Below are 25291 nucleotides of genomic sequence, written 5' to 3'. Positions count from 1 at the left end.
ACGCGGGGGATGGCGCGCAATGTGCGCACTGCTGTGTAACAACGAAGTGAAAGACCGTTCACCAAAGCGCATTCACCTTCCGGCGATCGCAATACCGCCGCTTACGGAGGAGGCGCTTGCAGGAACAGCTCTGCAGGCGTTAAACCGTCGCCATGAACTCCCCACACTCCCCCGCCGGGGGCCGCGGCGCCCTGCGCGCCACCGTGCGCGCCTGGTCGCGCCAGGGCATCGCGCTGAAACTCGTCGGCTCCTTCCTGACCGCCAACAAGGTGGGCGGCTTCGACTGCCCGGGCTGCGCCTTCCCCGACAAGGTGGGCCATCCGCTCGTCGACAGCTGCGAGCAAGGCCAGAAGGCCATCGCGTGGGAAATGACGCGCAAGGCAGTCGGCGCGGAATTCTTCGACGGCAAGACACCCGCGCAACTGCGGGCGCTGGGCGATTTCGACCTGGAGTTCCAGGGCCGGCTCACCACGCCGGTGCTGTACGACGGACGCGTGGGCACCTTCCGCGCGATCGATTGGGACGAGGCCTACGCGATCGCCGCGCGCGAGTTGCAGGCCTTGCCGCCGCAATCGGTCGCCTTCTACGCATCGGGGCGCAGCAGCAACGAGGCCGCGTTCCTGTGGCAACTCGCCGCGCGGGGCTACGGCAGCCCCCACCTCCCCGATTCGTCGAACTTCTGCCACGAACCCTCCGGCCATGCGCTGAAGCAGAGCATCGGCACCGGCAAGGGCACCTGCACGCTCGAGGACTTCGAGCACGCCGAATTGTTCATCGTCATCGGCCAGAATCCGGCCAGCAACCATCCGCGCATGATGTCGGCGCTGTACGAGGCGAAGAAGCGCGGCGCCACGATCCTCGCCATCAATCCCTTGCGCGAACGCGGGTTCACGCATTTCTCCGATCCGAAGAACCTGGGCGAGCTCGCGCGCGACACCGGCATCGGCGTGGCCGATGCGATTTACCAGGTCGCGATCGGCGGCGACTTCGCGGCGCTCAAGGGCGTGATGAAGGCGCTGCTGGAATCCGAACGCGCGGCGCCGGGCACCGTGTTCGACCAGGCGTTCATCGCGCAACACACCGAAGGCTTCGATGCACTGATCGCGGACCTCGACGCTTGCGACTGGCCGACGCTCGTCGCGCGTTCGGGCCTGGCCGAAGCGCAGATGCGCGAGATCGCGGCCCACTACGCGCGTGCGAAGTCCACGATGATCACCTGGTGCATGGGGCTGACCCATCATCCCGACGCAGTGGCGACGATCCAGCAGGTCGTCAACCTGCTGTTGTTGCGCGGGAACATCGGGCGTCCGGGTACTGGCGCGATGCCGGTCCGCGGGCATTCCAACGTGCAGGGCGACCGGACGATGGGGGCGACCTCGCAAGTCACCGACGCGTGGCTCGACAACATCGAACACACCTTCCCGGGCGTGACCCTGTGTCGCGAAGCCGGACGCGATGCGGCCGGCGTGATCGACGGCTTGTTCGACGGCAGCGTGCGTGGCCTGCTCTGTCTCGGCGGCAACTTCGGCGTCGCTGCACCCGATGCACCGCGCGTACTGGCTGCGCTCGAACGTTGCCGCTTCACGCTGCACATCGCGACCAAGCTCAATCGCACGCATTGCCATCCGGGTGAAATCGGCTTGTTGCTGCCCACGCTCGGCCGCACCGACCGCGACCTGCGCCCCGGCGGCGAGCAATGCATTTCCACCGAAGATTCTTCCAGCACGGTGCGCGCCTCGCGCGGCGTGCAGGCCCCGATCAGCGAACTGCAGCGCAGCGAACCGGCGATCGTCGCGCAACTGGCGCAGGCGATCGGCTGCGCGCCGAGCGTGCCGTGGCGCGAATTCGCCGACGACTATGCCGCGATCCGCGACCGCATCGAACGCTGCCAACACGGTGTGACGGACGGCTTCGAACGCTACAACGATCGCCTGCTGCAGGACGGGCGCTTCATGCTGCCCAACGCGGCCGCGCATCGGCAATGGAATACCGCCAGGGGCAAGGCGCGCTTCATGGCGCACGCCTTGCACGACGACACGCCGGTGCAACAGGCGCGCCTGGCCCACGGCGACGCGGCACTGACGCTGATGACCATGCGCGCGCACGATCAATTCAACACGACCGTGTACAGCAGCGACGACCGCTATCGCGGCATCGAAGGCGACCGGCGCGTCGTGTTCCTCAACGGCGGCGACCTCGCGCGCCGCGGGCTGCGCGACGGGGATCGCGTCGACATCGAATGTCTGGTCGAAGACGGGCACCAACGACGCGTCGAAGGCTTCACCGCACGCGCGTGGGACATTCCCGCCGGATGTTGCGCGGCGTATTTCCCCGAAGCCAGCGGCCTGATCGCCGCGAGCGTGTCTTCGGCGCACACCCGCACGCCGCTGTACAAGGAGATGCCGGTCCGCGTCACCGCGGCCGCGTGAGGCGCGGCTACGCCGGATGGAACACCGGCTCGGGCTCGCGCAACAGCGCGCGACGCCATGCGCGTTGTTCATCGAGCGTGGTTTCGACATGGAACGCCAGTTTGCCCGCGATCCAGGTCGCGACCGCGATGCCGTCGCGATACAACACGCGCGCGCCGAGCTGACGCGGCACCTTGTCGCCGACCAGGACCGTCCCGACGAGGTTCAGCGGATCGAGGGCCGACAGACTCACCAGGGCCCCATCGTGCGGGCGCTTGCGCACGGCGCGCAGCGCGCCGATGGCGTCGGGCAATGCGAACTGTTCGCCCGACAGGCCGGCGATGAAGCGCCCGCCGCGGATTTCGCCGCGGGCCTCCAGGCGGTGATACACGCGCAGCAATTCGCGCCAGGGCGGCAGCCACGCCGCTTCGCGTTCGAGCAGGCGCCAACACACCACGCCATATCGACGCAGCAGCGTGCGCGCGATGTGCTCGACCGATTCGGGTTCGACGGCCTGCGTTTGCGACGGCTTGCGCGTCAGCGTCCAGCGGCCGGCGTCTTCGATGCCGAACAAGGCCGCACGCCGCCCGCGCCGCGCGCCGAAGGCATGCGGGCGCTTGGACTGCGGCACCAGCAGCGCGCGCAGGCCCGCGAACCTGTCGCAGTGCACGCGGCCGCGCGCGACGAGTTCGGTGAGCGCGTCCTCGAGTTCCGTGCGCAGCAGGTGCGCGCCGGCGGTGAGTTCATCGAAGAAGGAGGCACCGTTCTCGCGCAGGTAATCGGCGACCTTCTCCGCGCGCGAAGACAACGCAGGCTCCTCGTCGTTGCGCTGCGCGGCGACCTGCGTCCAGGCCGCGAGTTGCTTGCGCGGCAGCAGCACGATCGGCGTGGCGCGCACGGGCGCGGTGCGGCCGCCCTGCGCATCGGACGGCGCATTGCGCAGGCGTGCCCAGGTCGTGCGGCCGGCGGTGCACAGATCGTCGAGCCACGCGATCGAATAATCGTTGACGCGCGCCGGCAGCAGGTCCGATTCCCACGCCGCCGCGGGCGCTTCGAAGCCTTCCAGTTGCGCGACGACGCCGGCGAGCGCTTCGGGCCCGCTGACGCGCGACGACGGGGACACGCGCTGCCAGTCGAACAGGAAGCGCATGTAGTCGCGCGGCTCGACCGGTTCGATTTCGCGACGCAGGCGGCCGATGGTGTAGCGATGGATGCGGGCCAACAGGTGGCGCTCGCACCATTCGTCTTCGTTCGTCGCCTGCTCGCCGGAACTGAAACGGCCGCGCATGGCGAAGCCTTCGGATTCCAGCGCGGCCAGCGCGAGGTCGACGTCGTTGCGCGGTAATGCGAGCGTTTCGGCGAGCGCGGCCGCGGTGATCGGCCCGACGCCGGTCAGGCGCGCACGCACCAGCGCGAGCGCGGCTTCTTCGCGCGGCCATTCGCGCAGATAAACCTCCGGCGTGGCGATGTCCGGGGCGCAAGACGCGCCCGGATGCAACGCCTGGAGTTGCGGCAAGCGTTCGGCGGCCCACCACTGGCCCTCGCCCACCGCCGCGCGCGTGGCGCGACGGTCCTTCGCCAGCGATTGCAGCAAGGGCAGCCATCCGTTCGCGTCGGCGTCGGCCTGCGTGACGGTGCCGATGCCCATGAGCGCTTCGTGCATTTCGTCGGCGTTGCGCGCATCGGGCCAGGCTTGCGCGCGCACCGCGTCGATCGCGTCGGGATCCAGGCGCGCCAGATCGCCCGGCGCATCGTCTTCGGAGTAGCGGCGCGCCATGACCGCCTGCGTGCGGCGTTCTTCCAGGGGCGCATCGTCGAGGAAGGCATACGGCCGCGCGTTGAGGGCTTCGGCCGCGAAGGGCGATGGTGCGGTCAGATCGCGTGCGACCACTTCGATCTCGCCCGACAGCATGCCGTGCAACACCGACAGCCAACCTTCGGCGTCCATCGCATCGTGCAGGCAATCATCGAGGGTCTGCGCGACGAGCGGATGGTCGGGCACCTCGCGTTCGCCGATCAGGTTCTCCGCGCAGGCGACCTGGTCGGGGAACACGGTCGCGAGCAGATCCTCGGACTTCATGCGCTGCAACTGCGGCGCGACCTTCTTGCCGCCGACGAAACGCGGCAGCGCGAGCCCCGTCGTCGCATTCCAGCGCCAGCGCACGCCGAACAGCGGTGCATCGAGCAAGGCCTGCACGAGGATGTCGAGCGCCGAATTCGGATGCAGGTAGGAGGCCACTTCGATCAGCGGGAAGCTGTGGCTGGTCGAGAGCGACAACACGATCGCGTCTTCGGTCGCGGCCGCCTGCAGTTCGAAGTTGAACTTGCGGCAGAAGCGCTTGCGCAAAGCCAGGCCCCACGCGCGGTTCACGCGCGAGCCGAAGGGCGAATGCACGATCAGTTGCGTGCCGCCGGATTCGTCGAAGAACCGCTCCAGCACGATGCGCCGTTGCGTCGGCATGGTGCCGAGCGCCGTCACCTGCCGCGCGAAGTAATCGGCGAGCTGGCGCGCGGCGGCTTCGTCGAGCCCGATGTCCCGCGTGAGCAGTTCCAGCGGATCTTCCGACGCTTCCACGCGCTCGGACAACACGGTGCGCAGGCGCGAGACGCCGGCGGAGAGTTCATCGGTGCGGCCCGGCGCTTCGCCCAGCCAGAACGGGATGCTCGGCGGCATGCCTTGCGCATCTTCCACGCGCAGGCGGCCGGCCTCCACGCGCAGGATGCGGTAGCTCGTGTTGCCCAACTGGAAGATGTCGCCGGCCAGGCTTTCGACGGCGAAATCTTCGTTGACCGTGCCGATGTTGGTCGACTGCGGCTCGAGCAGCACGGCGTAATCGCCGGTGTCGGGGATCGTGCCGCCCGACATCACCGCGATCTGCTTTCCGCCCGCGCGCCCGCGCAGCCGCTTGTGGACGGCATCGCGGTGCAGGTAACTGGCGCGGTGGCCGCGGCGCGTGGTGAAGCCCTCGACCAGCATCTGCACGATGGCGTCGAAGTCCTTGCGCTCGAGCTGCGCGTACGGCCAGGCGTTGCGCACCAGCGCGAACAACCCGTCCTCGTCCCATTCCTGCGCGCAGACTTCGGCGACCAGTTGCTGCGCCAGGACATCCAGCGGCGCCCGCGGCATGCGCAGCGCATCCAGTTCGCCGCGACGCACGCAGTCGAGCAAGGCCGCGCATTCGGCCAGGTCGTCGCGCGATTGCGGGAACAGGCGGCCCTTCGGCACGCCGCCCACGAAGTGTCCGGAGCGTCCCACGCGTTGCAGGAAGGCCGCGATCGCGCGCGGCGAACCGAGCTGCACGACCAGGTCGACATCGCCGATGTCGATGCCCAGCTCCAGCGACGCGGTCGCGACCAGCACCTGCAATTGGCCGGTCTTCAGGCGTTGTTCGGCCGCCAGGCGCAGTTCCTTGGCGAGCGAACCATGGTGCGCGGCGACGTGTTCCTTGCCGAGCAGATCGCCCAGGTGGCGTGCGGCGCGCTCGGCCATGCGACGCGTGTTGACGAAGACGAGCGTCGTCTTGTGTTGCCGGACCAGTTCGGCGATGCGCGCGTAGACCTGTTCCCACTGCTCGTTGGACATCACCGCCTGCAGCGGCGTGGGCGGCACTTCGAGGGCGAGGTCGCGTTCGCGCGCATACCCGATGTCGACGATGTCGCAATCGGCCACGCCTGCCTCGACGTGGCCGGCGCCAACGAGGAAACGCGCGACTTCCTCGATCGGCTTCTGCGTCGCGGACAAACCCACGCGCGTGAGGCGGCGGCCGCACAGCGCGTCGAGACGTTCCAGCGAGAGTGAGAGGTGGCTGCCGCGCTTGCTCGCGGCGACGGCGTGGATTTCGTCGACGATCACCGTGCGCGCGGTACCCAACATCGCGCGGCCCGAATCCGAACCGAGCAACACGAACAGCGATTCGGGCGTGGTGACCAGGATGTGCGGCGGCGTCTTGCGCATGCGCGCGCGCTCGCTCTGCGTGGTGTCGCCGGTGCGCACCGCGGTGCGGATGGCGACATCGGGCAGGCCCATGCGCGCCAGTTCGGCGCGGATGCCTTCCAGCGGCGCTTCGAGGTTGAGGTGGATGTCGTTGGACAGGGCCTTGAGCGGCGAGACGTAGACGACCTGCGTCGCTTCGGGCAGGCCTTCGGGCGACAGGCCCTGGCGCACGAGCGCATCGATGGCGGCCATGAACGCCGTCAGCGTCTTGCCCGAACCGGTGGGCGCGGCGACCAGCGTGTGGCGCCCGCCTTCGATCGACGGCCAGGCCTGGATCTGCGCTTGCGTGGGGCCGGGGAACGCGCGCGCGAACCACGCCGCGACGGCCGGATGGAAGAGTTCGAGGACGGGGGAACGCGCCGACATTGCCGGCGGATTATCCGCCTGGTGCGCGAGGGCGGGCTGAACGGGCATGGGGCGAACTGTCCCCCCTGCCCGTCTCAATCCGTGCGACGGCTAGCGCGGGGCGATGTAGCCGCCGGGCACGCCCTCCGGCGACAGCACCAGCTGCCACAGGTGGATGTGCCGGCATCGGAACCCCGCCATCGACCCGGCGAGGTAGAAACGCCACATGCGGCGGAAGCGTTCGTCGTAGCGCGCCGGCAACCGATCCCACGCCGCTTCGATGTTCGCCCGCCACGCCTGCAGCGTGCGGTCGTAATCGGCGCCGAAGTTGTGCCAGTCCTCGCACACGAAGCGGCCTTCGATGGCTTCGGAGATCTGTTTGGCCGAGGGCAGCATCGAATTGGGGAAGATGTAGCGCTCGATCCACGGATCGGTGTGGTCGACCGACCGCGCGCTGCCGATCGTGTGCAGCAGGAACAGCCCGCCATCGGGCGCCTGCGTGGACAGGCAACGCCGCGCGACGTCGAAATACGTTGCGTAGTTGCGCACGCCGACGTGTTCGAACATGCCGAGCGAAAAGATGCGATCGAAGCCTTCGTCGAGTTCGCGGTAATCCTGCAGGCGAATGTCGATGGGCAGGCCCGCGCAGAGCTCGCGCGCGTAGTCGGCCTGCTCGCGCGAGACCGTCACGCCGACGCCCTGGATGCCGTAGCGCTCCGCGGCGAATTTCAGGGCCTCGCCCCAGCCGCACCCGATGTCGAGCACGCGCATGCCCGGGCGCAGGCCGAGCTTGCGGCACACCAGGTCGAGCTTGGCTTCCTGCGCGGCGTCCAGGTCGGTGGCCTGGCGCCAATAGCCGCAGCTGTAGACCATGCGCTTGCCGAGCATCGCGCGGTACAGGTCGTTGCCCAGGTCGTAATGCCGTTGCCCGACTTCGAAGCTGCGCGCCTGACTCTGCATGTTCATCACGCGCGCGCGCAACCCATCCCAGATTTCGCCGACGCCGAGCACGCGTTTGTCCAGATCCTTCGACAACAGGCGGAACAGCATCCCGTCCAGATCGTCGACATCCCACCAACCGTCCATGTAGGCCTCGCCCAACCCGAGCGAGCCTTGCGCGAGCACGCGGCGGAAAAAGCGCTGGTCATGGACGCGCGGATCCCAGGGCGCGCGGCCGCCGGTGCGCGTGTCGTCGAAACACAGGCCTGCATCCTGGAACAAACCCGCGATACGCGCCCGGAACGGATGCGGCGACATGGCGGCTGCCTGCGTGCGCCGTGCCTCAGCCGCCGCGGAACAAGGCGCGATACGCCGGCGCCACGTGCGGCAACAGGACTTCGGCGGGGACGTCGACGGTCTGCGTGCCGTCGGCGTACGGCCCCACCTGGTAGGGCGGGAACACGAAGCGCAACGCGGCGATGCGCCCATCGGCGCCGACGCGCGGTTCGAATTCGGAGAACGCGTCGGCCTTGGGCTGCGTGCCGTCGTCGATCATCTCCCCGGCGTTCTTCAACATGTCGGCGCGTTCCTCGGGCGGCACGTCGTCGGCATCGATGCGCTGCGACAGCGCGGTGTGCAGTTGTTCGCGCACGAAATCGGAAATCGCCTGCCAGCCTTTCGCATCGGTCACGAGTTTGTCGGCGCTCAGCATCGCGTTGCGCTTGGGCAACCAGACGAAACGCGCGATCAGCGGCGAGCCGTGCGCACCCCCGGTGTACAGGCTGCCGTCGGCGGCGATCGCGACCAGGTCCGGCGAATCCACCAGCGTGGTGTAGGACAGGCTCAACTCGTAGGGCGCGGTCGGCGTGTCGTTGCCGAGCGCATCGACGGCGCCGATCAGGTCCTTGCGCGAATTGGCCGCATACGCCATCAACGCCGACACCAGGCCCGGGTACGGCGCGGCTTCCTTGGGATACGTGATGCCGATGACGTAGCGCGGCGTGGTTTCCACGACGTCCTTCAGCGGCACCACCGCGGTGGAGGCGGCGGCGGGCTTGGCCGCGGTGGTGGCAGGCGCCACGCCGGGCGCGGCCGCAGGCGCCGGAGACTCACGGCGGCAGGCAGCCAGCGTGGCAACGGCGAGGAAGAGAACGAACAGCGCACGGCGCGTCATTGAGGCAATCCATTGGCTCGAGGGTCGCGCGCAAATTATCGCCAGCGGCGTGACGCCTGAATACACCCGCCGCGCATGCATCCGACATGCGGGAACGCGTTTTTGCTTCGGGCAAAAGAAAACCCGGCGCAAGCGCCGGGTTTTCGAAGGTGCGCCCGGTGCGTTACCGCGCCGGGCATACCGCGATGTCGTGGACCTTAGACGGCCTGGACTTCGTCGGCCTGCAGGCCCTTCTGGCCCTGCACGACCTTGAACGACACGCGCTGGCCTTCCTGCAGCGACTTGAAGCCGGTGCCCTGGATGGAACGGAAGTGCACGAAGAGGTCCGGGCCGGATTCCGGCGTGATGAAGCCGAAGCCCTTGGCGTCGTTGAACCACTTGACGGTACCGGTCTGACGATCGGACATAAACTACTCCTTGAAAAACAGATGGTTGGTGCACGATGCGCACTTTGCGCACCGAGACTGTCCAGCAAGGGGTAATGAGCGAACGATGTAGCGGACCGCGGGCTGACGCCTTGATCTACCGCATCGGGCCACGATGTACCGTGATCCCGCTTGAAACAGTGGGCGCACCTTACCCTACTTTCACGCCAAAGTGTGAATGCGGGAGCACGAAGTTCATTTTCCCGACGAACGTCCCACCACGAGGCTGGGCCTCACCACTCGGTTCGGTGCGGCAGGAGAGCCTGCAGCTCGGCCTGCGTCAGATTGCGCCACTGGCCCACCTTGAGGTGGCCCAACTTCACCGAGCCGATCCTCACACGCATCAGTTGCTTCACCCGGTGGCCGAAATGCGCCGCCATCAGCCGGATCTGCCGGTTGAGCCCCTGCACGAGCACGATGCGGAAGCCGAAACGGCCGAGCTTGCCGGTCTTGCACGGCAGCGTCGTCTCCCCGTGCAGCGGCACCCCGCGGGCCATGCCGCGCAGGAATTCGTCGGTGACCGGGTGGTTGATCGCGACCAGGTACTCCTTCTCCAGCTTGTTCTCGGCGCGCAGGATCTCGTTGACGATGTCGCCGTTGGAGGTCAGCAGGATCAGGCCCTCGGACTCCTTGTCCAGGCGCCCGATCGGGAAGATGCGCTCCTGGTGCCCGATGAAATCGATGATGTTGTCGTTGACGCCCGTTTCGGTCGTGCAGGTGATGCCGACCGGCTTGTTGAGCGCGATGTAGACGTGCCGACGCTTGCCTGGCGCCGCCGCGGCGCGGACGCGCAGTGGCTGGCCGTCGACGAGGACGGTGTCTTCCTCGCCCACTTCGGCGCCCACGCGGGCGCGGATGCCGTTGACCTGGACGCGGCCCTCGGCGATGAGGCGGTCGGCTTCGCGGCGCGAGCAGGCGCCGGTGTCGCTGATGAACTTGTTGAGGCGCATCCGCCCAGTTTACGTGCTTGTCAGACGGTGAGCGCCGCGTACTCCGGATGCCGGGCCACCCAGGCCTTCGAATAGCTGCAGGCCAGGTGCACTTTCATGCCCTCGGCCTTCACCCAGTCCAGCGTCGTGCGCACCAGCTCGGCGGCGACGCCGCGCCCGCCGATCGCCGAGGGCACGCCGGTGTGGAGGATGGTGATCTGCGCCGCGTCGTCGCGGCGGTAGACCAGTTCGGCCTGCACGCCGTCGACTTCGACGGTGAAGCGGCCTTCGGAATCCGGCCCCGCATCCGCTTGATGGCGGATGCGGGCGGCGATGTCGCGCGATGCGTCGGTGTTCATGGGGTCGATGGTGCCATCAACCGCGGGAATCGCGCTTGCCCTGGTTGTGGCGGTCGGTGGCGGCCGCGCTGCCGGCGATGCCCTCCGAGCGGGTTTCCTCCTGCCCTCGGCCAACGGCGCGGTCGCGGGCTTCGTCGGACTGGAAGCCGTCGTGCGCGGGCTGCGCGCCGCCGTCGTGGCCGATCGTCTGCCATACCGGCGTCTCGCGATCGTGCTCGTGCTTCTCGGCGAGCAGGCGGCGGGTATTTTCCAGCGCCTGTTCGGGGGTGATGCTCGAGGCGAAGCTCAGCGTCGACTTGCGCGGCGCCTTGCGGGCGGTGGTCTGCTTCGACGCGGTCTTTTTCGAAGCGGTCTTCTTCGTGGCGGTCTGCTTCGAAGCGACCTTCGTGGGCACGGCTTTCTTCGACGCGGCCTTCTTCGTCGCGACCTGCTTCGAAGCGGCTTTCTTCGTCGCGACCTTCTTCGCGACCGGCTTCTTCGCCGCCGCCTTCTTCACCGCGGTTTTTCTTGCCGCGCCCTTCTTCACTGCCCTCTTCTTCGTCGAAGCGCTGCGCGTCCCGGTCTTCTTCGCGGCGACCTTCTTCGCCGCCTTCTTCAGGGCCTTCTTCGTCGCCTTCTTCGCGCCGGCCTTTTTCACGGCCTTCTTCGCGCCCGCCTTCCGGGCGGCCTTCTTCGCACTTTTCTTCGCCGCCGACTTCTTCGCAGGTTTCCGGGTCGCCATGGCGCTTCCTCGTCAGGTCCAGAGCGCCCGGATACCACGGTGGAGATTCAGCCGGGGTGATCGCTCACTGCAGCGGCGCGAGCAGCCGCTGCGTGAACACCTCGATCAGCCGCGGCTCGACCACCAGCGCGGCGGCGATGCCGAAGGCGGCGCCCCAGAAGTGCGCGCTGTGGTTGATGTTGCCGTGCCCGCCACGCGCATCGGCCCAGGCCGAGTACGCCAGGTAGAGCACGCCGAACACGATCGCCGGGCACGGAATGCCGAAGAACAGGTAGATGCGCCCCCACGGATCGAACAGCACGTAGGTGAACATCACCGCCGCCACCGCACCCGACGCGCCCAGGCTGCGATACGCCGCATCGTGCCGATGGCGCATGTAGGTCGGCAGGATCGCGACCACGATCGCGGAGAGATAGAACACCGGATAGGCCAGCGGCCCGATCGCCTCGCCGTAGAACCGTTCGGCCAGCGGCCCGAAGAAATACAGCGTGAACATGTTGAAGAACAGGTGCATCCAGTCGGCGTGCACGAACCCGTGCGTCACCAGCCGGTCGTACTCGTGCTTGCGATCGATCGCCGGCGGCCACAGGGTCAGGCGATCGAGCAGGCGCGTGCGCGAGAACGACAGCCACGACACCACCACGGTGATCGCGATGAGGATCAGGGTCTGCGGGGAACCCATGCCTCAGACCGCCGCCGTCGCGGGGCCAAGGCTCCATTCGGACAAGCCTTCGCGCGCATACAGCGTGGCGAAGGACGGGCGCGCGCGCATGCGATTGGCGAAGTCGCGAAGGTGCGGCCAATCGGTGGCCGGGCGCGGCATGTTGCGCGACCAGCGCAACAGCATCGTGAGATAGAAATCCGCGGCGGTCAGCCGGTCGCCCAGCAGGTAAGGGCCGTGTTCGGCGATGCGCGCATCCAGGCGATCCCACGCGGCGGCGATGCGCGGCGCGATGGACGCGCGCACGGCATCGGCATTCGCCTCGCCGGCAGGCTCGTGCGGATACCACCACTGGCGGAACAGGGGCTGCACCGCATTGGCCAGGTGGAACATCCACTGGTTGTAATCGGCGCGCTGCGGGTCGTCGTGCGTGGGCGCGAAGCGATGCTGCGGGTCGCGATCGGCGAGCGTCATCAGCAACGCGGCGGCTTCGAAACGCGGCACGCCATCGAGCACGAGCGTGGGCACCACGCCGTTGGGATTGAGCTTGAGGTATTCGGGCGAACGCTGGGCGCCGGTGGACGTGTCGATCAGGTGGAGCGCGTGCGGCGCGTCGAGTTCGATCAACAACCAATGCACGACCAGGCTGGCGGCACCGGGCGAGTAGTACAGGACATCCATGGGCGCGTTCCCTCTGGCAGAGGCGCACATCATATCGGTCGTCTAAGATCGGCCGCTCGCCCCTCCCCGACCGAACCCTCGCCCATGACGCCGATCCGCACGCTGCTCGCCTCCGCCGTTGCCCTGGCCTGCCTGGGCCCCGCCTTCGCGGCCACGCCGCGCGCGGACCTGGTGACCGAATCGGAGCGCTCCGGCTTCGTGCGCACCGGGCGCTTCGAAGAAACCATCGCGCTGTGCCATGCCTTTGCGAAGGCCTACCCCGACGCCGTGCGCTGCACGCAATTCGGCACCACGCCCGAAGGCCGCCCGATGCTCGCGCTCATCGCCACGCGCACCGGCGCGCTGACGCCCGAAGCCGCGCGCGCCAAGGGCCTGCCCGTGCTGCTCGTGCAGGGCGGCATCCACGCCGGCGAGATCGACGGCAAGGACGCGGGCTTCCAGGCACTGCGCCAGGTGCTGGATGGCGAACAGGCCAAGGGCGTCCTCGACAAACAGGTGCTCGTCTTCGTCCCGGTGTTCAACATCGATGGTCACGAGCGTTTCGGCGCATGGAACCGCCCGAACCAGCGCGGCCCCGAGCAGATGGGCTGGCGCACCACCGCGCAGAACTACAACCTCAACCGCGACTACGTGAAGGCCGATACGCCGGAGATGCAGGCGATGCTGCGCCTGGTCGATGCGTGGGACCCGATTGCCTACATCGACCTGCACGTCACCGATGGCGCGAAGTTCGAACAGGACGTGGCCGTGCAGGTCGAGCCGGTGCACGCCGGCGACGCCGCACTGCAGGCCGCCGGCCGCGCCTTCCGCGACGGCGTGATCGCCGACGTGGAGAAACAGGGCGCGCTGCCGGTCGCCTTCTATCCCTCCTTCGCGCAATCCGACGATCCGACGTCCGGCTTCGTCGACGGCGTGTCGCCGCCGCGCTTCTCCACCGGCTATTTCCAGTTGCGCAACCGCTTCGGGATGCTGGTGGAAACGCACTCGTGGCGCCCCTACCCGCATCGCGTCAAGACCACGCACGACATCGTGCTCTCGGTGATGCAGCACGTCGCCAGCGATGGCGCCGAGTGGATGCGCATCGCCAAGGCCGCCGATGCCGCCGACCTGTCGGGCAAGCCGGTGCCGCTGGACTACACGGCCAGCGAGAAGGTGCGCACGATCGATTTCCGCGGCTACGCGTACACGCGCACGCAATCGGAGGTCTCGGGCGCGCTGATGACGCGTTACGACGAAACCAAACCGCAAATCTGGAAACTGCCGCTGCGCGACAACATCATCCCCGGCCGCGTCGTCGATGCCCCGCGCGCGGGTTACATCGTGCCGGCGGCGCATGCGGCGTGGGTCGGCGAAAAGTTGAAACTGCACGGCGTGCAGTTCCATCCGATCCAGGCGCACGACAAGCTCGCCGTGCAGACCTTCCGCGCGACGAGCACGAAGTTCGCCGGCAATTCGGTCGAAGGCCACCAGCGCCTGACGCTCGAAGGCACGTGGAAACCGGAGACGCGCGATGTCGGCAACGGCGCCCTGTTCGTGCCGATCGCACAGCCCAAGGCCCGCCTGGTGATGGCCCTGCTCGAACCGCAGGCGCCCGATGCGCTGGCCGCGTGGGGCGAGTTCAACAACGCCTTCGAACAGAAGGAATACATGGAAGCGTACGTGGCCGAGGAAGTCGCCGAGACGATGTTGAAGGATCGCAAGGTGCGCGCCGAATTCGACGCCGCGCTGAAGGACGAGGCCTTCGCCAAGGATCCCGACGCGCGCCTGGCCTTCTTCGCCAAGCGGCATGCCTCCTGGGACGAGCGCTTCAACCTCTACCCGGTGTTGCGCGTCGACACCGCGCCCTGATCCGACAAGGAGCCTGCGATGACCGTGTTCCGTTGCGTGTTGGCCGCCTGCCTGGCGACGATGCTGGCAGGCTGTCCTGACAGCACGCCCGCGCCCGCCGCGCAGGCGCCGATCCCGACCGAATCCAACTTCATCCATGGCCGCGCCACGTACCTGGAGCGCATCAAGATTCCGCCGGGCGCGGATTTCACGGTGCAGTTGATCGACAACCAGCTCGCCGATACGCCCGATGCGGTGATCGCGACCACGACGCTGGAGGATGTCGCGGGCCCGCCCTACGACTTCGCCTTGCAATACGATCCCGCGAAGTTGCGCCCGAATGGCCAGTACGGCCTGAGCGCCACCCTGCGCGGCGCCGATGGCGGCCTGCTGTTCAACACGCCGACGCGCATCGCGGTCACGCCGGGCGACGGGAAGACGATCGAATTCCGCATGACGCGCGTGAGCAGCGGCGATGCACGGCAACCGCCCGCGCAGACGATGCGTTCGATGTGGACCTGCGATGACATGACCTTCGAAGCGGTCTTCGACATCCCCGGCGAACGCGTGGATCTCGCGCTGCCGAGCGGCGCGGTGTCGCTGCCGCTGGCGCAATCGGCCTCGGGTGCGCGCTACGCCGATCATCTCGGCAACGAGTTCTGGACGAAGGGGTCGGAAGGCACGCTCACGCGCCAGGGCGGCGCGAAGGTCGAGTGCGTGCAGCAGGATGCGCCGCCGCAGGCCGGGTCGCCGTGGGACGCGGCCAAGCGTCGCGGCATCGCGTTCCGCGCCATCGGCAACGAGCCGGGCTGGCTGCTCGAAGTCGGGCCCGGCGAGACGCCGAAGCTGCATGCCGAACTCGATTACGGTGCGCGCAAGCTCGACATCGCGCAGGCGCAGTCGCTCTCCGGCCTGATGGGGTACGCCGGCACGGCCGCCGATGGCACGAAGGTGCGCGTCGTCCTCGAACGCAAGCCCTGCAACGACGGCATGAGCGATGCGATCTACCCGGTCGACGCGATGGTCGATGTCGGCGGCACGGCGTACCGCGGTTGCGGGCGCTTCCTGTCGGAATGATGCGGCGTCAGCAGGTCTCGTATTTCCAGTTGCGCCGCTTGCCTTCGGCCATCCACTCGATGGCCTGAGCAAGGCGCGAGGCGCGTGTTGCTTCGCGCTTGGCTTCCACGATCCAGTCGACGTAATCGCGTTGCGCGCTCGGCGGGAACGTATCGAAGGCCTTGCGCGCTTTCGCGTTTTTCTTCAGCGCCGCCGCCATGTCGTCCGGCAACTGCGGTGGCGGCTTGGGCGATGACGCCTTGCGCACCGGCGGCGTCTTCTCCAGGTTCAACTGCATCGCCTTCTTGAGATGCGCGATGAGCGTCTTCTTCGGCGGCAAATCCTTCACCGACGTCATCTTGCCGTAGCTGCCCATGCCGTCGCGGGGTGCGCCCTCGCCCACCACGAGCGCATGTTTCCAGTAACCGAAGGAGACGTGCTGCTTGTACGCCGCCATCCCGCAGAGGATGCCGCCGCCGTAAACGAAGGTCGGCATCGACCACTTGATCGTTTCCTCGACCTCGGGGCAGGCCTCGTGCACGAGCGCGCGCACGCGTTCGAGGATCGGCCGCGCGAACTCGGCCTGCTTGTCGATGTAAGCGTCGATGCGGGGATCGCGGGTCATGCTTGCAGGGGCCATCGGCCGAGGATTTCGTACGCGCCTTCGGCGCTCGCCATCAAGGCGAAGTCGCGCACGCGCCAGGACAAGGGCTCGATCGCGTGCGGCGCGGGCGTGCGCGGGTCGCGCGAAATGGTCACGTGCGGCGTGTAATGGTTCTCGCGTTGCACGGGCGCACCGTTGGCGAAACAGGCGTCCAGGAGCCGTTCGTGCAGGGCCTGCAACGCGGGCGGCACGTGCGAACAGCCGAGCCAGCCGACGCGATGGCCGAAGCGGTCGGCGCGATCGACGACCAACTCGAATCCCGGCAACGCGATCGATGCGCCCGCGGCACGCGCGGCCTCGATCAGCGTGGGTTCGATCGGTGCGGGCAGCGTGTCGAGGAACAACACCGTCATGTGCAACTTCGCAGGCGCGGTCATGCGGCCGCCCCACCCGGCGTGCAGGCGTTGCGCGTGCGCAGCGAGCGCGTCGCGCAGCGACGGCTCCGGCGCCAGGGCGAAGAACAGATTGCGCGTGAGCGGCATGGAAGGAGTATCTTCCGAAACAAAGCACACCAATGGAAGGCCGAAGTCCGCATGCGGCGACATTTGCGCAATCCGTGGGTCTGGGTGGTGGCGGCACTGCTGTTCGCGGTGTGGCTGTTCTGGCCCCGCATCGTCAATTCCCCCGCGCCCGGCGAAGCGCCGCCTTCGGCGAGCGCGCCCGCGGCCGGCGGCGGCGGTGCTGTCGAGCTTGCGCGCAACGATGCGCCGGCCCTGCCGTCATTCCTTCCGCCGCAAGCGCGCGACACCATCGCGCTGATCCAGCACGGCGGGCCGTTCCCGCATGCGCAGGACGGCAGCGTGTTCCAGAACCGCGAACACCACCTGCCCGACATGCCGCGCGGCTATTACCGCGAATACACGGTCGAAACGCCGGGCGCCGGCGATCGCGGCGCGCGCCGCATCATCACCGGCGGCCAACCGCCTTCGGCCTGGTTCTACACCGACGATCATTACGATTCGTTCCGGTCCTTCGACGTGTCGGGAAGCACGCAATGAGCGACTCGGGCTGGGAACTCGGCCTGGCCGATGCGGACAACGCGGGCGTCTACTTCGTCACGAGCGACGACCTCGACACGCTCGGCGTCGCCGCGCGCGATGCGGGCCTGCAGGTCCGTCGCGTCGACCTGGAAGGCGGCGACAAGCACCAGATCCTGCTGCGCATCGCCACCGCGCTCGATTTCCCGCGCACCTTCGGCCACAACTGGGATGCCTTGTCCGACAGCCTGCGCGATCTGTCGTGGCTGCCCAGTGCCGGCGTTGCCTTGTTGTTCGACAACGGCGGCGCCTTGCAGCAATCCGAAGGCGACGCCTTCGACACGTTGCTGGAAATCCTCGAGGAAACCGGCCAGGCCTGGGCCGGGCGCGACATCCCGTTCTGGTCGTTCATCGCGCTGCCCGAATCGGTGTTCGACGAAATCGACGCCCAGGCTTCCGAATAAGCCTCAACCCGCGTCGAGTTCCATCCACCGGCCGTAAGCCGTATCCAGTTGCGCCTGCACTTCGGCAAGCTGTGCGTTGTGCGCGACGATCGCCGCGCTGTCGCGCTGGTAGAAGGCAGGGTCGTGCATCGTTTCGGTCAACTGCGCGATCTTCGCTTCGAGTTGCTCGATGCGCGCCGGCAATTCCGACAGTTCCTTCTGTTCCTTGAACGACATCCGGCGCTTGGTCTGCCCGCCCTGCGAAGGCCGCACCGGCGCGCTTCGCGCCGACGGCGCCGCCGCGACCTGCGGCCCGCGCTGCCGCACCCAATCGGTATAGCCGCCCACGAATTCGCCGACGCGCCCGTCGCCTTCCATCACCAGCGTGGAGGTCACCACGTGGTCGAGGAAGTCGCGGTCGTGGCTCACCATCAACAAGGTGCCGGGATATTCGGCGAGCAGTTCTTCCAGCAATTCGAGCGTTTCGACATCCAGGTCGTTGGTCGGTTCGTCCATCACCAGAAGGTTCGAAGGCTGCGCGAACAGGCGCGCGAGCAACAGGCGATTGCGCTCGCCACCCGACAGCCGCGTGATCGGCGCGCGTGCGCGCTCGGGCGTGAACAGGAAATCCTGCAGGTAGCCGAGCACGTGCTTGCGCCTGCCGCCGATCTCGACGAAATCCTGGCCGCCGGAGACGTTCTCCATCGCGCTCCAGTCTTCGCGCAGCGACGCGCGCTGCTGGTCGAAGTACGCGATCTCCAGCCCCGTGCCTGCCTTCACCGTGCCGCGCTGCGGCGCGAGTTGCCCCAGCAGCAGTTTGAGCAAGGTGGTCTTGCCGCTGCCGTTCGGGCCGATCAGGCCGACGCGGTCGCCGCGCAGGATGGTCGTGGAGAAATCGCGCACCAGCGCGCGATCGCCGTAATCGAAATCCACGTCGCGCGCTTCGATGACCTTCTTGCCGGACGCCTCGCCCTGCGAGACTTCCATCTTCACGCGTCCCATCTGCTCGCGGCGCGCGGCGCGTTCGACGCGCATGGATTCCAGGCGGCGCACGCGGCCTTCATCGCGCGTGCGACGCGCCTTGATGCCCTGGCGGATCCAGGTTTCTTCCTGCGCGAGCAATTTGTCGAAGCGCGCGCTTTCCTGCGCTTCGGCGTTGGCGCGTTCCTCTCGGCGGCGCTGGTAGTTGTCGAAGTCGCCCGGCCAGCTGGTCACGCGGCCGCGATCGATCTCCACGATGCGCGTGGCCAGCGCGCGCAGGAAGCGGCGATCGTGGGTGACGAAGACCAGCGCGCCGTTCCAGGACTTGAGGAATTGTTCGAGCCAGTCGATCGATTCGATGTCCAAGTGGTTGGTCGGTTCGTCGAGCAACAACAGATCCGGTGCGCTGACGAGCGCGCGCGCGAGCAGCACGCGTCGCTTCATGCCACCGGACAGGCGGGCGAACTGCGCATCGCCATCCAGCCCCAGGCGGGTGAGCGTTTCCTCGACGCGCTGGTCGAGCGACCAGGCATGCGCGGCTTCCACTTTCGCCTGCGCGTCCGCCAGCGCGCGCGCGTCGACGACTTCGGCATGCGCGAGGTGGTGGAAATGCGCAAGCAATGCGCCCGCCTCACCCAGGCCCGCGGCGACGACGTCGAACACGGTGCCGACCGCATCGCCGGGCACTTCCTGTTCCAGGCGCGCGACGCGACGGCCGCCTTCCAGACGCACTTCGCCGTCGTCGGGTTTCAGGTCGCCCGACAACAATTTCAGCAGCGTGGACTTGCCCGCGCCGTTGCGGCCGATGAGCGCGATGCGTTCGTTGGGTTCGATGGACAGCTCGACGTGGTCGAGCAGCAGCGGGCCGCCGACACTGTAGTCGACGTTCTGGAGGGCGATCAGGGGCATCCGGCGATTGTAGTTGCTCAGCCCTTCAGGAGCTGCAGCTGAGCATCGAGCAGCCCACCCTGGTCTTCGCCCATTCCGGCCGCTTCTGCGCGAAACGCGCGAATTCGGGCTGCTCGTCGTAGGGTTTGCGCATCACCTCGAGCAATTCGGCGACCCGGCTGTCGTCGCCCTGTTCGGCCAGGTCGATGGCTTCCTGCGCCAGATAATTGCGCAGGACATATTTCGGATTGACGGCGTCCATGCTGGCGCGACGCTCCTCGGCGGGCCGGCCCTCCTCCTGCAACCGCGGTGCGTAAAGGTTGAACCAGTCCCAGAGCCCGGGCAGCGCTTCTTCGCGTTTTTCCGCGTCGTAGGTGGCGTGGCCGAACAGATCGCCGGGGCCATCGAGTTGCGTTTCGATGTCCGCGTTCGGGTCGAAGCGCGACAGCGCGCGATAGAACAGCGTCATGTCGAACTCGCCCACGCGCAGCATGTCCTGCAGCATCTGGTGCTGTTCGATGTCGCTGTCGCGCGCTTCGCGCAGGCCGAGCTTGCCGGCCGTGTTCGCACGATCGGCAGCCACGTACGCATCCATGTAGCGCTGCAAGCCTTCGTTCAAGGGCGCCACGTCTTCACCGAACAGGGGCGAGAGCGCGTGCGCGAGCATCGTGAGATTCCAGTACGCGATCTTCGGCTGCCATCCGAAGCGATAGCGCCGGCCGCCGGCATCGGTGGTGTTGGGCGTCCATTCCGGATCGAAGTCGTCGATCCAACCGTAGGGGCCGTAGTCGATCGTCAGCCCGAGGATCGACAGGTTGTCGGTATTCATCACGCCGTGCACGAAGCCCACGCGCATCCAGTGCGCCATCAGCGTCGCGGTGCGCTGCGCGATGGTGGCGAACCAATCGCCGTACAGCGTGGCGCCCTGCCCGCGCAGTTCGGGGAAATCGCGCGCGATGCAGAAATCGGCGAGTGCGCGCAGGCCCTCGTTGTCTTCGCGCGTATAGGGCAATTCGAAATTGCCGAAACGGATGAACGAAGGGGACACGCGACAGACGATCGCGCCGGGTTCTTCTTTCGGATTGCCGTCGTACAACATGTCGCGCACGACCGACTCGCCGGTGGCGACCAGGCTCAGCGCGCGCGTGGTCGGAATGCCGAGGTGGTGCATCGCTTCGCTGCACAGGAATTCGCGGATCGACGAACGCAGCACCGCGCGGCCGTCGGCGCTGCGCGAATACGGCGTCGGGCCGGCACCCTTGAGTTGCAGTTCCCAGCGCCGGCCTTGCGCGTCGAGCGTTTCGCCGAGCGTGATCGCGCGGCCGTCGCCGAGTTGCCCGGCCCAATGGCCGAACTGGTGGCCGCCGTAGTTCGCGGCGAAGGGATCCATTCCCGGCAACAGGGCATTGCCGCCGAAGACCTGCGCGAATGCCGGCGAATGCACGTCGGCGTCGCCCAGCCCCAGGGTCTGCGCCATCTCGCGCGAATACGCCACCAGGCGCGGCGCGGCGACGGGCGTGGGCTTCACGCGCGACCACGCGGCCTCGACCTCGCGGATGCCGGGGCCTTCCTGCGGATCGCCGCGGAGCTGCGCGAGGAACCGGTTGTCGAATCTCAGGTTGCCGAAGGTGGCTGCGTGCATCGCGCCATTGTGCCCGCGCGGGCGAAAGGCCGCGTCAGAACGGCCGCGGCAAGCCCAGGAACGGCGCGGCCAGCCACCAGATGCCGACGATGATCGCGCCCCACAGCACGATCTTGAACAGGACGCCGGCGACCTTGAAGGCCAGCCAGATGCAGACGATCAAAATCAGGATCCCGACCCAGGTCATGCCGTACTTCCGCGGTTTGCGAGTGCCGCCGAGCTTAACAGGCGCCGTGTCGCACGCGGAACGCCAGGCTGATGCGCGGGCCGACGGCGTGCCTGCTCTTGGGAATGCCGTGGTCGTACGCGTATTGCATCGCGTGGCTCATCGACAGCAGGCTGCCGGCTTCCAGGTCGATGCGCACCCCGTTGCGCGGCGGTTGTTTCGCGCGGATTTCCATGCGGCGCGGAGCGCCGAGCGACAGCAGCACGATCGGATGCCCGGGAATCAGCGTGGCGAGTTTGTCGTTGTGCGGGGCGACGCTGTCGTTGCCGTCGCGATAGTAGTTGCAGCCCACGTGCGTGAAGGGCACGCCGGTGTGTTCGCGCAACGCGGCGTGCGCCTGCGCGAGCGCCGGCGGCAAATCGTCGGTGCCATCGAGTGCGTAAGCACTGGTGAGCCGCGGGACATCGACCACGCGGTCGTACATGGGGCGGCGTTGCTGGCGCCACTCGATCGCATCGCGCAGTTGGTCGAACCAGCCTGCGGCGCGCGCGGGATCGATGAAGGCGGGGTGGTACCAGCACCCGCCTTCGGCGTCGTCGATGAGTGTGCGCGGGCCCTGGCTGAACAGGTCGTCCGCTAAATGCGCCGCATGCATGCCGGGCATTTTCGCTCGGCGCGCCTCGTCCCGTAAGACGCGCCGGCGATCGTCCGTTCAGCCGGTTCAGCCGGCCGCGGCCTTCTTGCGCGCCTCGGCCTTCTCGCGGTCGCTCTTGTCCTGCTGGAACGCATCGATGTGCGGCAACTGGCGCAGCACCTTCGAATGCGGATCCAGCGTGAAGCTCTCGTCGGCCTTGATCGGCAGGCTGCCCTGCCCGTTCGCCATCGCAACCGTCTCGACGTGGTCGCCCACGCGCACTTCCACCGGCATCGGGAAGGGCTTGCCGCCGGTCTTCCACTCGAGCTTCAGCGTGTTGCCCGCGCGCGTGGCGACCAGTTCCGGCAACGCCGGCTGATACAGATACACGTCGAAGAACCACTGGTAGTCCTTGCCCGTGACCTTGCGCACGGCCGCGATGTAATCGGGCGTGCTCGCGTACAAGGGCTTGAAGTTGCCCGGGCGCGGATCGGTGCGGCCATACACGGCCTGGCGCGTGACGTCGAAGAACTGCTTGTCGCCGATCAGGTTGCGGAAGGTGTCGAGCACCAGCGAGGCCTTGTAGTAGATGTCGTGGCCCGGGCCCTTCTCGTCGCTGTACACGTCCTCTTCGAGCATCGGGCGACCGGCGACGATCGGATGCTTGTTGGCGAGCGTGGCGCGCTGCTTCATCAGGTTGGCCTTGTACTCCATGTCGCCGCGCAGCCATTGCATGTACAGCGGTTGCATGTACGTGCCGTAGCCTTCGTGCAGCCACATGTCGTCCCAGTCCTTGTTGGTCAGCTGGTTGCCGAACCACTCGTGCGCGAACTCGTGTTCGAGCAGCCAGTCGTATCCGTACTCGGACTTCTTGTACTCGTTGCCGTAGGCATTGATGGTCTGGTGTTCCATGCCCAGGTGCGGGGTTTCGACCACGCCCATCTTTTCGTCGGCGAATGGATACGGGCCGATGACTTCCTCGAAGAAGTCCAGCATCGGCGCGAATTCGGCGAACAGGCCCTTCGGCTTGTCGCCCTCGCCCTTCAGGTGCCAGAAGCGCAGCGGGATCGTGTTGCCGTAGCGCGACTTGTAATCGGCCGACAGCAGTTCGTAGGGCCCGATGTTCAGCGCGATCGCATAGGTGTCGGGGTTCTTCGTGCGCCAGTGGTAGGTGCGCCAGCCGTCCTTTTCCTCCATGCCCACCAACACGCCGTTGCCCGCCGACACCAGCGGCGCGGGGACGGTGACGAATTGGTCGACCACTTCGGGTTCGGCCTGCGGATGATCGATGCACGGCCAGAACAGATCGCAGCCGTTGCCCTGCACCGCGCTGGCGATCCACGGCTCGCCGGTCGGCGCCTTGGCCCAGACGAAACCGCCGTCCCACGGTGCGCGTTCGGCGACGTGCGGGAAGCCGTCGTAGACGATGCGCAGCACGGCGGTGCCGCCAGCGGCCAGCGGCCTGGCGAGCGGGATCGTCATGCGGCCTTCGGGATTCTTCCAGCCGGTGACGCTCACACCATCGACGTCGACCGAGGCGACCTTGTAGTTGCGGTCGAGATCCACGACGAGCGCATCGACCGGCTTGAGCGCGCGGAAGGTCAGCGTCGCATCACCGTCCAGGTGCTTGCGCGCCGGATCGACCTTGAACTTCAGGCTCGCGGTCTGGAAGACGACCGCCTCCTGCTCGGGTGCACGCGGCACGCCGGTCTGCAGGGTGAGGGGCGTCAGTTCGGGTTGCTTGGTCGGCGCGGTGTCCGCGGCATGGGCCGGGGACGCGAGGGCGGCGATGAGGGCGCAGGGCAGCAGGGCGACGCGAAGGGACATGCGCAGGCTCGTGAAGCGATGGGATCGCGCGACGATGCCACACCGCGGGCCGTGCAACCCCCTGCCTCAAGTCACAAAGCGGGTGAAGCCGCGCTCAGTGCTGGAACAAGCCGGCCTGTTGGGCGTCGGCATCGCGGACTTCGTCGGCCGTTCGGAACCCCGTGGCACCCAGGGCGGCCACCAATACGGCGCACAGCGTGGCGCGTGCGGCGATGACGCGCAGCCTGCGGTTGAGTCGACGAGTCATGCGGAAGGCCCCTGTTGCACTGGGGATGCAGATTCCGGGAGCAGCCGTGGGGGCGGCGTGAAGCGCCCCGCCCTGCCCTAACGCTTGGTGGTGATCGCGCGGCGCAGGTTGTTGCGGGCGCGTGCGTCGAGCCGCAAGTGGAAGAAATCGCTCAGGAAAATACGTTCGCGCCCCAGCAGGCTCTTCAGGAAGCGCTTGCGGTTGATCGCGAACAACCAGCCGGGCACCACGCCCCGATATTCGGCCGTGATCCCGCGGTCGTAGGCGTCGAACACCGCCGTCTCGGCGCCGAGGATGGCCATGTCGCAATCCAGGAACCGCCGCGTGTCCTCGTCCGGCACATCGCGTGGCGACACGCTGCCGTGGCGCGCGGTGAGCTCGATCAGCTCGGCGATGCGATCCACATCCAGCCCGTCCATCGGCCACTGCAGCAGATGTTCGCGCGCAAGGTCCGCCGAGCGCGTTTCGTTGTCCTTGGCGCCGGCGACGTAGATCGCGTCGTGATACAGCACGGCGAACGCCACCTCGCGCGGATGCGTCCAACCGGGCCCCTGGGCGACCGCGTCGTAATGCCGCAGGACTTCGCCGACATGGTGGAGGTCGTGATACGCACGCGGCGGCGTGGCATAGGCCTGCGCGATCGCCTGCGCCTGTGCGGGCGGCAGTTCGAAGGGCAACAGTTCGAAGGGAGCGCTCATCGCGATGCACGATGCCAGTGCAGCACCGCTTCGGGCAACCAGGGCGCCAGGTCGATGTCGAGCGCATCGAAGGCGCCGAGGACATCCCGCACCGCGGTTTGCGCGGGGGTCGCGCCGAAACCGCCGGGGCGCGGGGTCTGTCGGTCGTCGACGCCCAGCGCGCTGGTCCAGTCGAACAACAGGTCGGCACGCGCTTGGAGCGCCGCACGCAGCCAGGGCCGCAACGGCGCGTGCCGAATGTAGCCCTCGCCTTCCAGGTCGCGCGCCGACGCCTCGAGCAGCGCCGACGCGCCTCGATACCACTCGCGTGCGCCACCTGCGTCTTCGCGCATCGTCAGCGGGCGTGGTGCGTTGTGCGCGACGAGCTCGCGGCGCAAGCGCAGTTCGAGGCGACGCGCATCGGGCACCGATTCGGTTTCGATCGTGAAGGCGCGGTCCAGGTCGAATTGTTCGTACCAGCGCGCATGCAACTGCTGCAGGCGCGCGAGCGGATCGCGCGAGAACCCGAGCTTCAGCAGATCCTCGACCACGACCGGCAGGACGTAGAGATGGCAGCGGCCGCGGCTGTGCGTGCGGCCCGCGGGATCGCGGCGGTCGATGGGCAT

23 protein-coding genes and 1 pseudogene are annotated in these 25291 nt (G+C 67.7%); 5 read left to right on the top strand and 19 right to left on the bottom strand.

The features are described from left to right. The first annotated feature begins 152 nt into the window (after window positions 1-152). Window positions 153-2429, top strand: a complete 2277-nt coding sequence (locus AB4059_RS13925) for an FdhF/YdeP family oxidoreductase (protein ID WP_498979671.1) — start codon at window positions 153-155, stop codon at window positions 2427-2429. 7 nt (window positions 2430-2436) lie between these two features. On the opposite strand, the gene AB4059_RS13920 is transcribed toward AB4059_RS13925, so the two are convergent. The 9 genes and pseudogenes from AB4059_RS13920 to AB4059_RS13880 form a co-directional block, all read right to left on the bottom strand. Further along, window positions 2437-6768, bottom strand: a complete 4332-nt coding sequence (locus tag AB4059_RS13920) for an Lhr family helicase (protein WP_498979669.1) — start codon at window positions 6766-6768, stop codon at window positions 2437-2439. A 90-nt stretch (window positions 6769-6858) separates the two neighbouring features. Beyond that, the gene (gene cfa / locus AB4059_RS13915) at window positions 6859-8004 is read right to left on the bottom strand and encodes a cyclopropane fatty acyl phospholipid synthase (RefSeq protein WP_498979668.1); all 1146 of its coding nucleotides are present in this window, start codon (window positions 8002-8004) and stop codon (window positions 6859-6861) included. Window positions 8005-8029: 25 nt separating this feature from the next. Further along, on the bottom strand, window positions 8030-8860 hold the full coding sequence (locus AB4059_RS13910) for a DUF3298 and DUF4163 domain-containing protein (protein WP_498979666.1): 831 nt from the start codon (window positions 8858-8860) through the stop codon (window positions 8030-8032). A 197-nt stretch (window positions 8861-9057) separates the two neighbouring features. After that, window positions 9058-9267, bottom strand: coding sequence for a cold-shock protein (locus AB4059_RS13905; protein ID WP_036164817.1), 210 nt, complete (start codon window positions 9265-9267; stop codon window positions 9058-9060). A 251-nt stretch (window positions 9268-9518) separates the two neighbouring features. Then, entirely contained in the window at window positions 9519-10235 is a 717-nt protein-coding gene (locus AB4059_RS13900; protein WP_498979665.1) for a pseudouridine synthase, read from the bottom strand. Window positions 10236-10255: 20 nt separating this feature from the next. Continuing rightward, window positions 10256-10573 (bottom strand): GNAT family N-acetyltransferase, encoded by a 318-nt coding sequence (locus AB4059_RS13895; RefSeq protein ID WP_498979664.1) that lies wholly within the window; start codon window positions 10571-10573, stop codon window positions 10256-10258. A 307-nt stretch (window positions 10574-10880) separates the two neighbouring features. Then, window positions 10881-11294, bottom strand: a pseudogene (locus tag AB4059_RS13890) (histidine biosynthesis protein HisIE); the annotation flags it as partial. 64 nt (window positions 11295-11358) lie between these two features. Further along, window positions 11359-11976, bottom strand: coding sequence for a rhomboid family intramembrane serine protease (locus AB4059_RS13885; protein WP_498979662.1), 618 nt, complete (start codon window positions 11974-11976; stop codon window positions 11359-11361). A 3-nt stretch (window positions 11977-11979) separates the two neighbouring features. After that, a complete protein-coding gene (locus AB4059_RS13880; RefSeq protein WP_498979660.1) occupies window positions 11980-12636 on the bottom strand; it encodes a glutathione S-transferase family protein in 657 nt (218 codons plus the stop codon). 84 nt (window positions 12637-12720) lie between these two features. Here AB4059_RS13880 and AB4059_RS13875 point away from each other — a divergent pair, with 84 nt between their 5' ends. Then, window positions 12721-14484, top strand: a complete 1764-nt coding sequence (locus AB4059_RS13875; protein WP_498979658.1) for a M14 family metallopeptidase — start codon at window positions 12721-12723, stop codon at window positions 14482-14484. An 18-nt stretch (window positions 14485-14502) separates the two neighbouring features. Further along, window positions 14503-15540, top strand: a complete 1038-nt coding sequence (locus AB4059_RS13870; protein WP_498979656.1) for a YbaY family lipoprotein — start codon at window positions 14503-14505, stop codon at window positions 15538-15540. A 7-nt stretch (window positions 15541-15547) separates the two neighbouring features. Here the strand turns inward: AB4059_RS13870 and AB4059_RS13865 are convergent, their stop codons facing one another. Continuing rightward, window positions 15548-16144: a YdeI/OmpD-associated family protein gene (locus tag AB4059_RS13865; protein WP_498979654.1), complete on the bottom strand. Its 597-nt coding sequence runs from the start codon at window positions 16142-16144 to the stop codon at window positions 15548-15550. Then, entirely contained in the window at window positions 16141-16665 is a 525-nt protein-coding gene (locus AB4059_RS13860; protein WP_498979653.1) for a 2'-5' RNA ligase family protein, read from the bottom strand. The genes AB4059_RS13865 and AB4059_RS13860 overlap by 4 nt, the downstream gene beginning before the upstream one ends. Before the next feature lie 63 nt (window positions 16666-16728). Here AB4059_RS13860 and AB4059_RS13855 point away from each other — a divergent pair, with 63 nt between their 5' ends. Together AB4059_RS13855 and AB4059_RS13850 are read left to right on the top strand one after the other, a co-directional pair. Beyond that, window positions 16729-17181 carry a guanyl-specific ribonuclease gene (locus tag AB4059_RS13855; protein ID WP_498979706.1) on the top strand — a complete coding sequence of 151 codons (453 nt, stop codon included), beginning with the start codon at window positions 16729-16731 and terminating at the stop codon, window positions 17179-17181. Further along, window positions 17178-17624 carry a barstar family protein gene (locus AB4059_RS13850; RefSeq protein WP_498979652.1) on the top strand — a complete coding sequence of 149 codons (447 nt, stop codon included), beginning with the start codon at window positions 17178-17180 and terminating at the stop codon, window positions 17622-17624. The genes AB4059_RS13855 and AB4059_RS13850 overlap by 4 nt, the downstream gene beginning before the upstream one ends. 3 nt (window positions 17625-17627) lie before the next feature. Here the strand turns inward: AB4059_RS13850 and AB4059_RS13845 are convergent, their stop codons facing one another. The 8 genes from AB4059_RS13845 to AB4059_RS13810 form a co-directional block, all read right to left on the bottom strand. Further along, window positions 17628-19493, bottom strand: coding sequence for an ATP-binding cassette domain-containing protein (locus AB4059_RS13845; RefSeq protein ID WP_498979650.1), 1866 nt, complete (start codon window positions 19491-19493; stop codon window positions 17628-17630). Window positions 19494-19518: 25 nt separating this feature from the next. Further along, entirely contained in the window at window positions 19519-21114 is a 1596-nt protein-coding gene (locus tag AB4059_RS13840; protein ID WP_498979648.1) for a protein adenylyltransferase SelO, read from the bottom strand. Between the two features lie 34 nt (window positions 21115-21148). Then, entirely contained in the window at window positions 21149-21301 is a 153-nt protein-coding gene (locus AB4059_RS13835) for a hypothetical protein (RefSeq protein WP_498963250.1), read from the bottom strand. A 34-nt stretch (window positions 21302-21335) separates the two neighbouring features. Continuing rightward, complete coding sequence (locus AB4059_RS13830; protein WP_498979647.1) at window positions 21336-21944, bottom strand: alpha-ketoglutarate-dependent dioxygenase AlkB family protein; 609 nt, start codon at window positions 21942-21944, stop codon at window positions 21336-21338. Window positions 21945-22001: 57 nt separating this feature from the next. Continuing rightward, window positions 22002-23741 carry a M1 family metallopeptidase gene (locus tag AB4059_RS13825; protein WP_498979645.1) on the bottom strand — a complete coding sequence of 580 codons (1740 nt, stop codon included), beginning with the start codon at window positions 23739-23741 and terminating at the stop codon, window positions 22002-22004. 94 nt (window positions 23742-23835) lie between these two features. Continuing rightward, window positions 23836-23988: a hypothetical protein gene (locus tag AB4059_RS13820; RefSeq protein WP_498963257.1), complete on the bottom strand. Its 153-nt coding sequence runs from the start codon at window positions 23986-23988 to the stop codon at window positions 23836-23838. A 77-nt stretch (window positions 23989-24065) separates the two neighbouring features. Then, window positions 24066-24686, bottom strand: a complete 621-nt coding sequence (locus AB4059_RS13815) for an HD domain-containing protein (RefSeq protein WP_498979643.1) — start codon at window positions 24684-24686, stop codon at window positions 24066-24068. Continuing rightward, complete coding sequence (locus AB4059_RS13810) at window positions 24683-25291, bottom strand: GIY-YIG nuclease family protein (RefSeq protein ID WP_498979641.1); 609 nt, start codon at window positions 25289-25291, stop codon at window positions 24683-24685. The genes AB4059_RS13815 and AB4059_RS13810 overlap by 4 nt, the downstream gene beginning before the upstream one ends.

The sequence above is a fragment of the Lysobacter sp. 2RAF19 genome, assembly GCF_052115395.1.
GTDB lineage: Bacteria > Pseudomonadota > Gammaproteobacteria > Xanthomonadales > Xanthomonadaceae > Noviluteimonas.
Note: the sequence above shows the minus strand (reverse complement) of the source record. Positions and strands in the feature narration are given on the sequence as shown.

Coding starts and splice junctions, on each gene's coding strand:
- AB4059_RS13925 (WP_498979671.1), top strand. CDS start 153: ATGAACTCCCCACACTCCCCCGCCGGGGGCCGCGGCGCCCTGCGCGCC.
- AB4059_RS13920 (WP_498979669.1), bottom strand. CDS start 6,768: ATGTCGGCGCGTTCCCCCGTCCTCGAACTCTTCCATCCGGCCGTCGCG.
- cfa (WP_498979668.1), bottom strand. CDS start 8,004: ATGTCGCCGCATCCGTTCCGGGCGCGTATCGCGGGTTTGTTCCAGGAT.
- AB4059_RS13910 (WP_498979666.1), bottom strand. CDS start 8,860: ATGACGCGCCGTGCGCTGTTCGTTCTCTTCCTCGCCGTTGCCACGCTG.
- AB4059_RS13905 (WP_036164817.1), bottom strand. CDS start 9,267: ATGTCCGATCGTCAGACCGGTACCGTCAAGTGGTTCAACGACGCCAAG.
- AB4059_RS13900 (WP_498979665.1), bottom strand. CDS start 10,235: ATGCGCCTCAACAAGTTCATCAGCGACACCGGCGCCTGCTCGCGCCGC.
- AB4059_RS13895 (WP_498979664.1), bottom strand. CDS start 10,573: ATGAACACCGACGCATCGCGCGACATCGCCGCCCGCATCCGCCATCAA.
- AB4059_RS13885 (WP_498979662.1), bottom strand. CDS start 11,976: ATGGGTTCCCCGCAGACCCTGATCCTCATCGCGATCACCGTGGTGGTG.
- AB4059_RS13880 (WP_498979660.1), bottom strand. CDS start 12,636: ATGGATGTCCTGTACTACTCGCCCGGTGCCGCCAGCCTGGTCGTGCAT.
- AB4059_RS13875 (WP_498979658.1), top strand. CDS start 12,721: ATGACGCCGATCCGCACGCTGCTCGCCTCCGCCGTTGCCCTGGCCTGC.
- AB4059_RS13870 (WP_498979656.1), top strand. CDS start 14,503: ATGACCGTGTTCCGTTGCGTGTTGGCCGCCTGCCTGGCGACGATGCTG.
- AB4059_RS13865 (WP_498979654.1), bottom strand. CDS start 16,144: ATGACCCGCGATCCCCGCATCGACGCTTACATCGACAAGCAGGCCGAG.
- AB4059_RS13860 (WP_498979653.1), bottom strand. CDS start 16,665: ATGCCGCTCACGCGCAATCTGTTCTTCGCCCTGGCGCCGGAGCCGTCG.
- AB4059_RS13850 (WP_498979652.1), top strand. CDS start 17,178: ATGAGCGACTCGGGCTGGGAACTCGGCCTGGCCGATGCGGACAACGCG.
- AB4059_RS13845 (WP_498979650.1), bottom strand. CDS start 19,493: ATGCCCCTGATCGCCCTCCAGAACGTCGACTACAGTGTCGGCGGCCCG.
- AB4059_RS13840 (WP_498979648.1), bottom strand. CDS start 21,114: ATGCACGCAGCCACCTTCGGCAACCTGAGATTCGACAACCGGTTCCTC.
- AB4059_RS13835 (WP_498963250.1), bottom strand. CDS start 21,301: ATGACCTGGGTCGGGATCCTGATTTTGATCGTCTGCATCTGGCTGGCC.
- AB4059_RS13830 (WP_498979647.1), bottom strand. CDS start 21,944: ATGCCCGGCATGCATGCGGCGCATTTAGCGGACGACCTGTTCAGCCAG.
- AB4059_RS13825 (WP_498979645.1), bottom strand. CDS start 23,741: ATGTCCCTTCGCGTCGCCCTGCTGCCCTGCGCCCTCATCGCCGCCCTC.
- AB4059_RS13820 (WP_498963257.1), bottom strand. CDS start 23,988: ATGACTCGTCGACTCAACCGCAGGCTGCGCGTCATCGCCGCACGCGCC.
- AB4059_RS13815 (WP_498979643.1), bottom strand. CDS start 24,686: ATGAGCGCTCCCTTCGAACTGTTGCCCTTCGAACTGCCGCCCGCACAG.
- AB4059_RS13810 (WP_498979641.1), bottom strand. CDS start 25,291: ATGCCCATCGACCGCCGCGATCCCGCGGGCCGCACGCACAGCCGCGGC.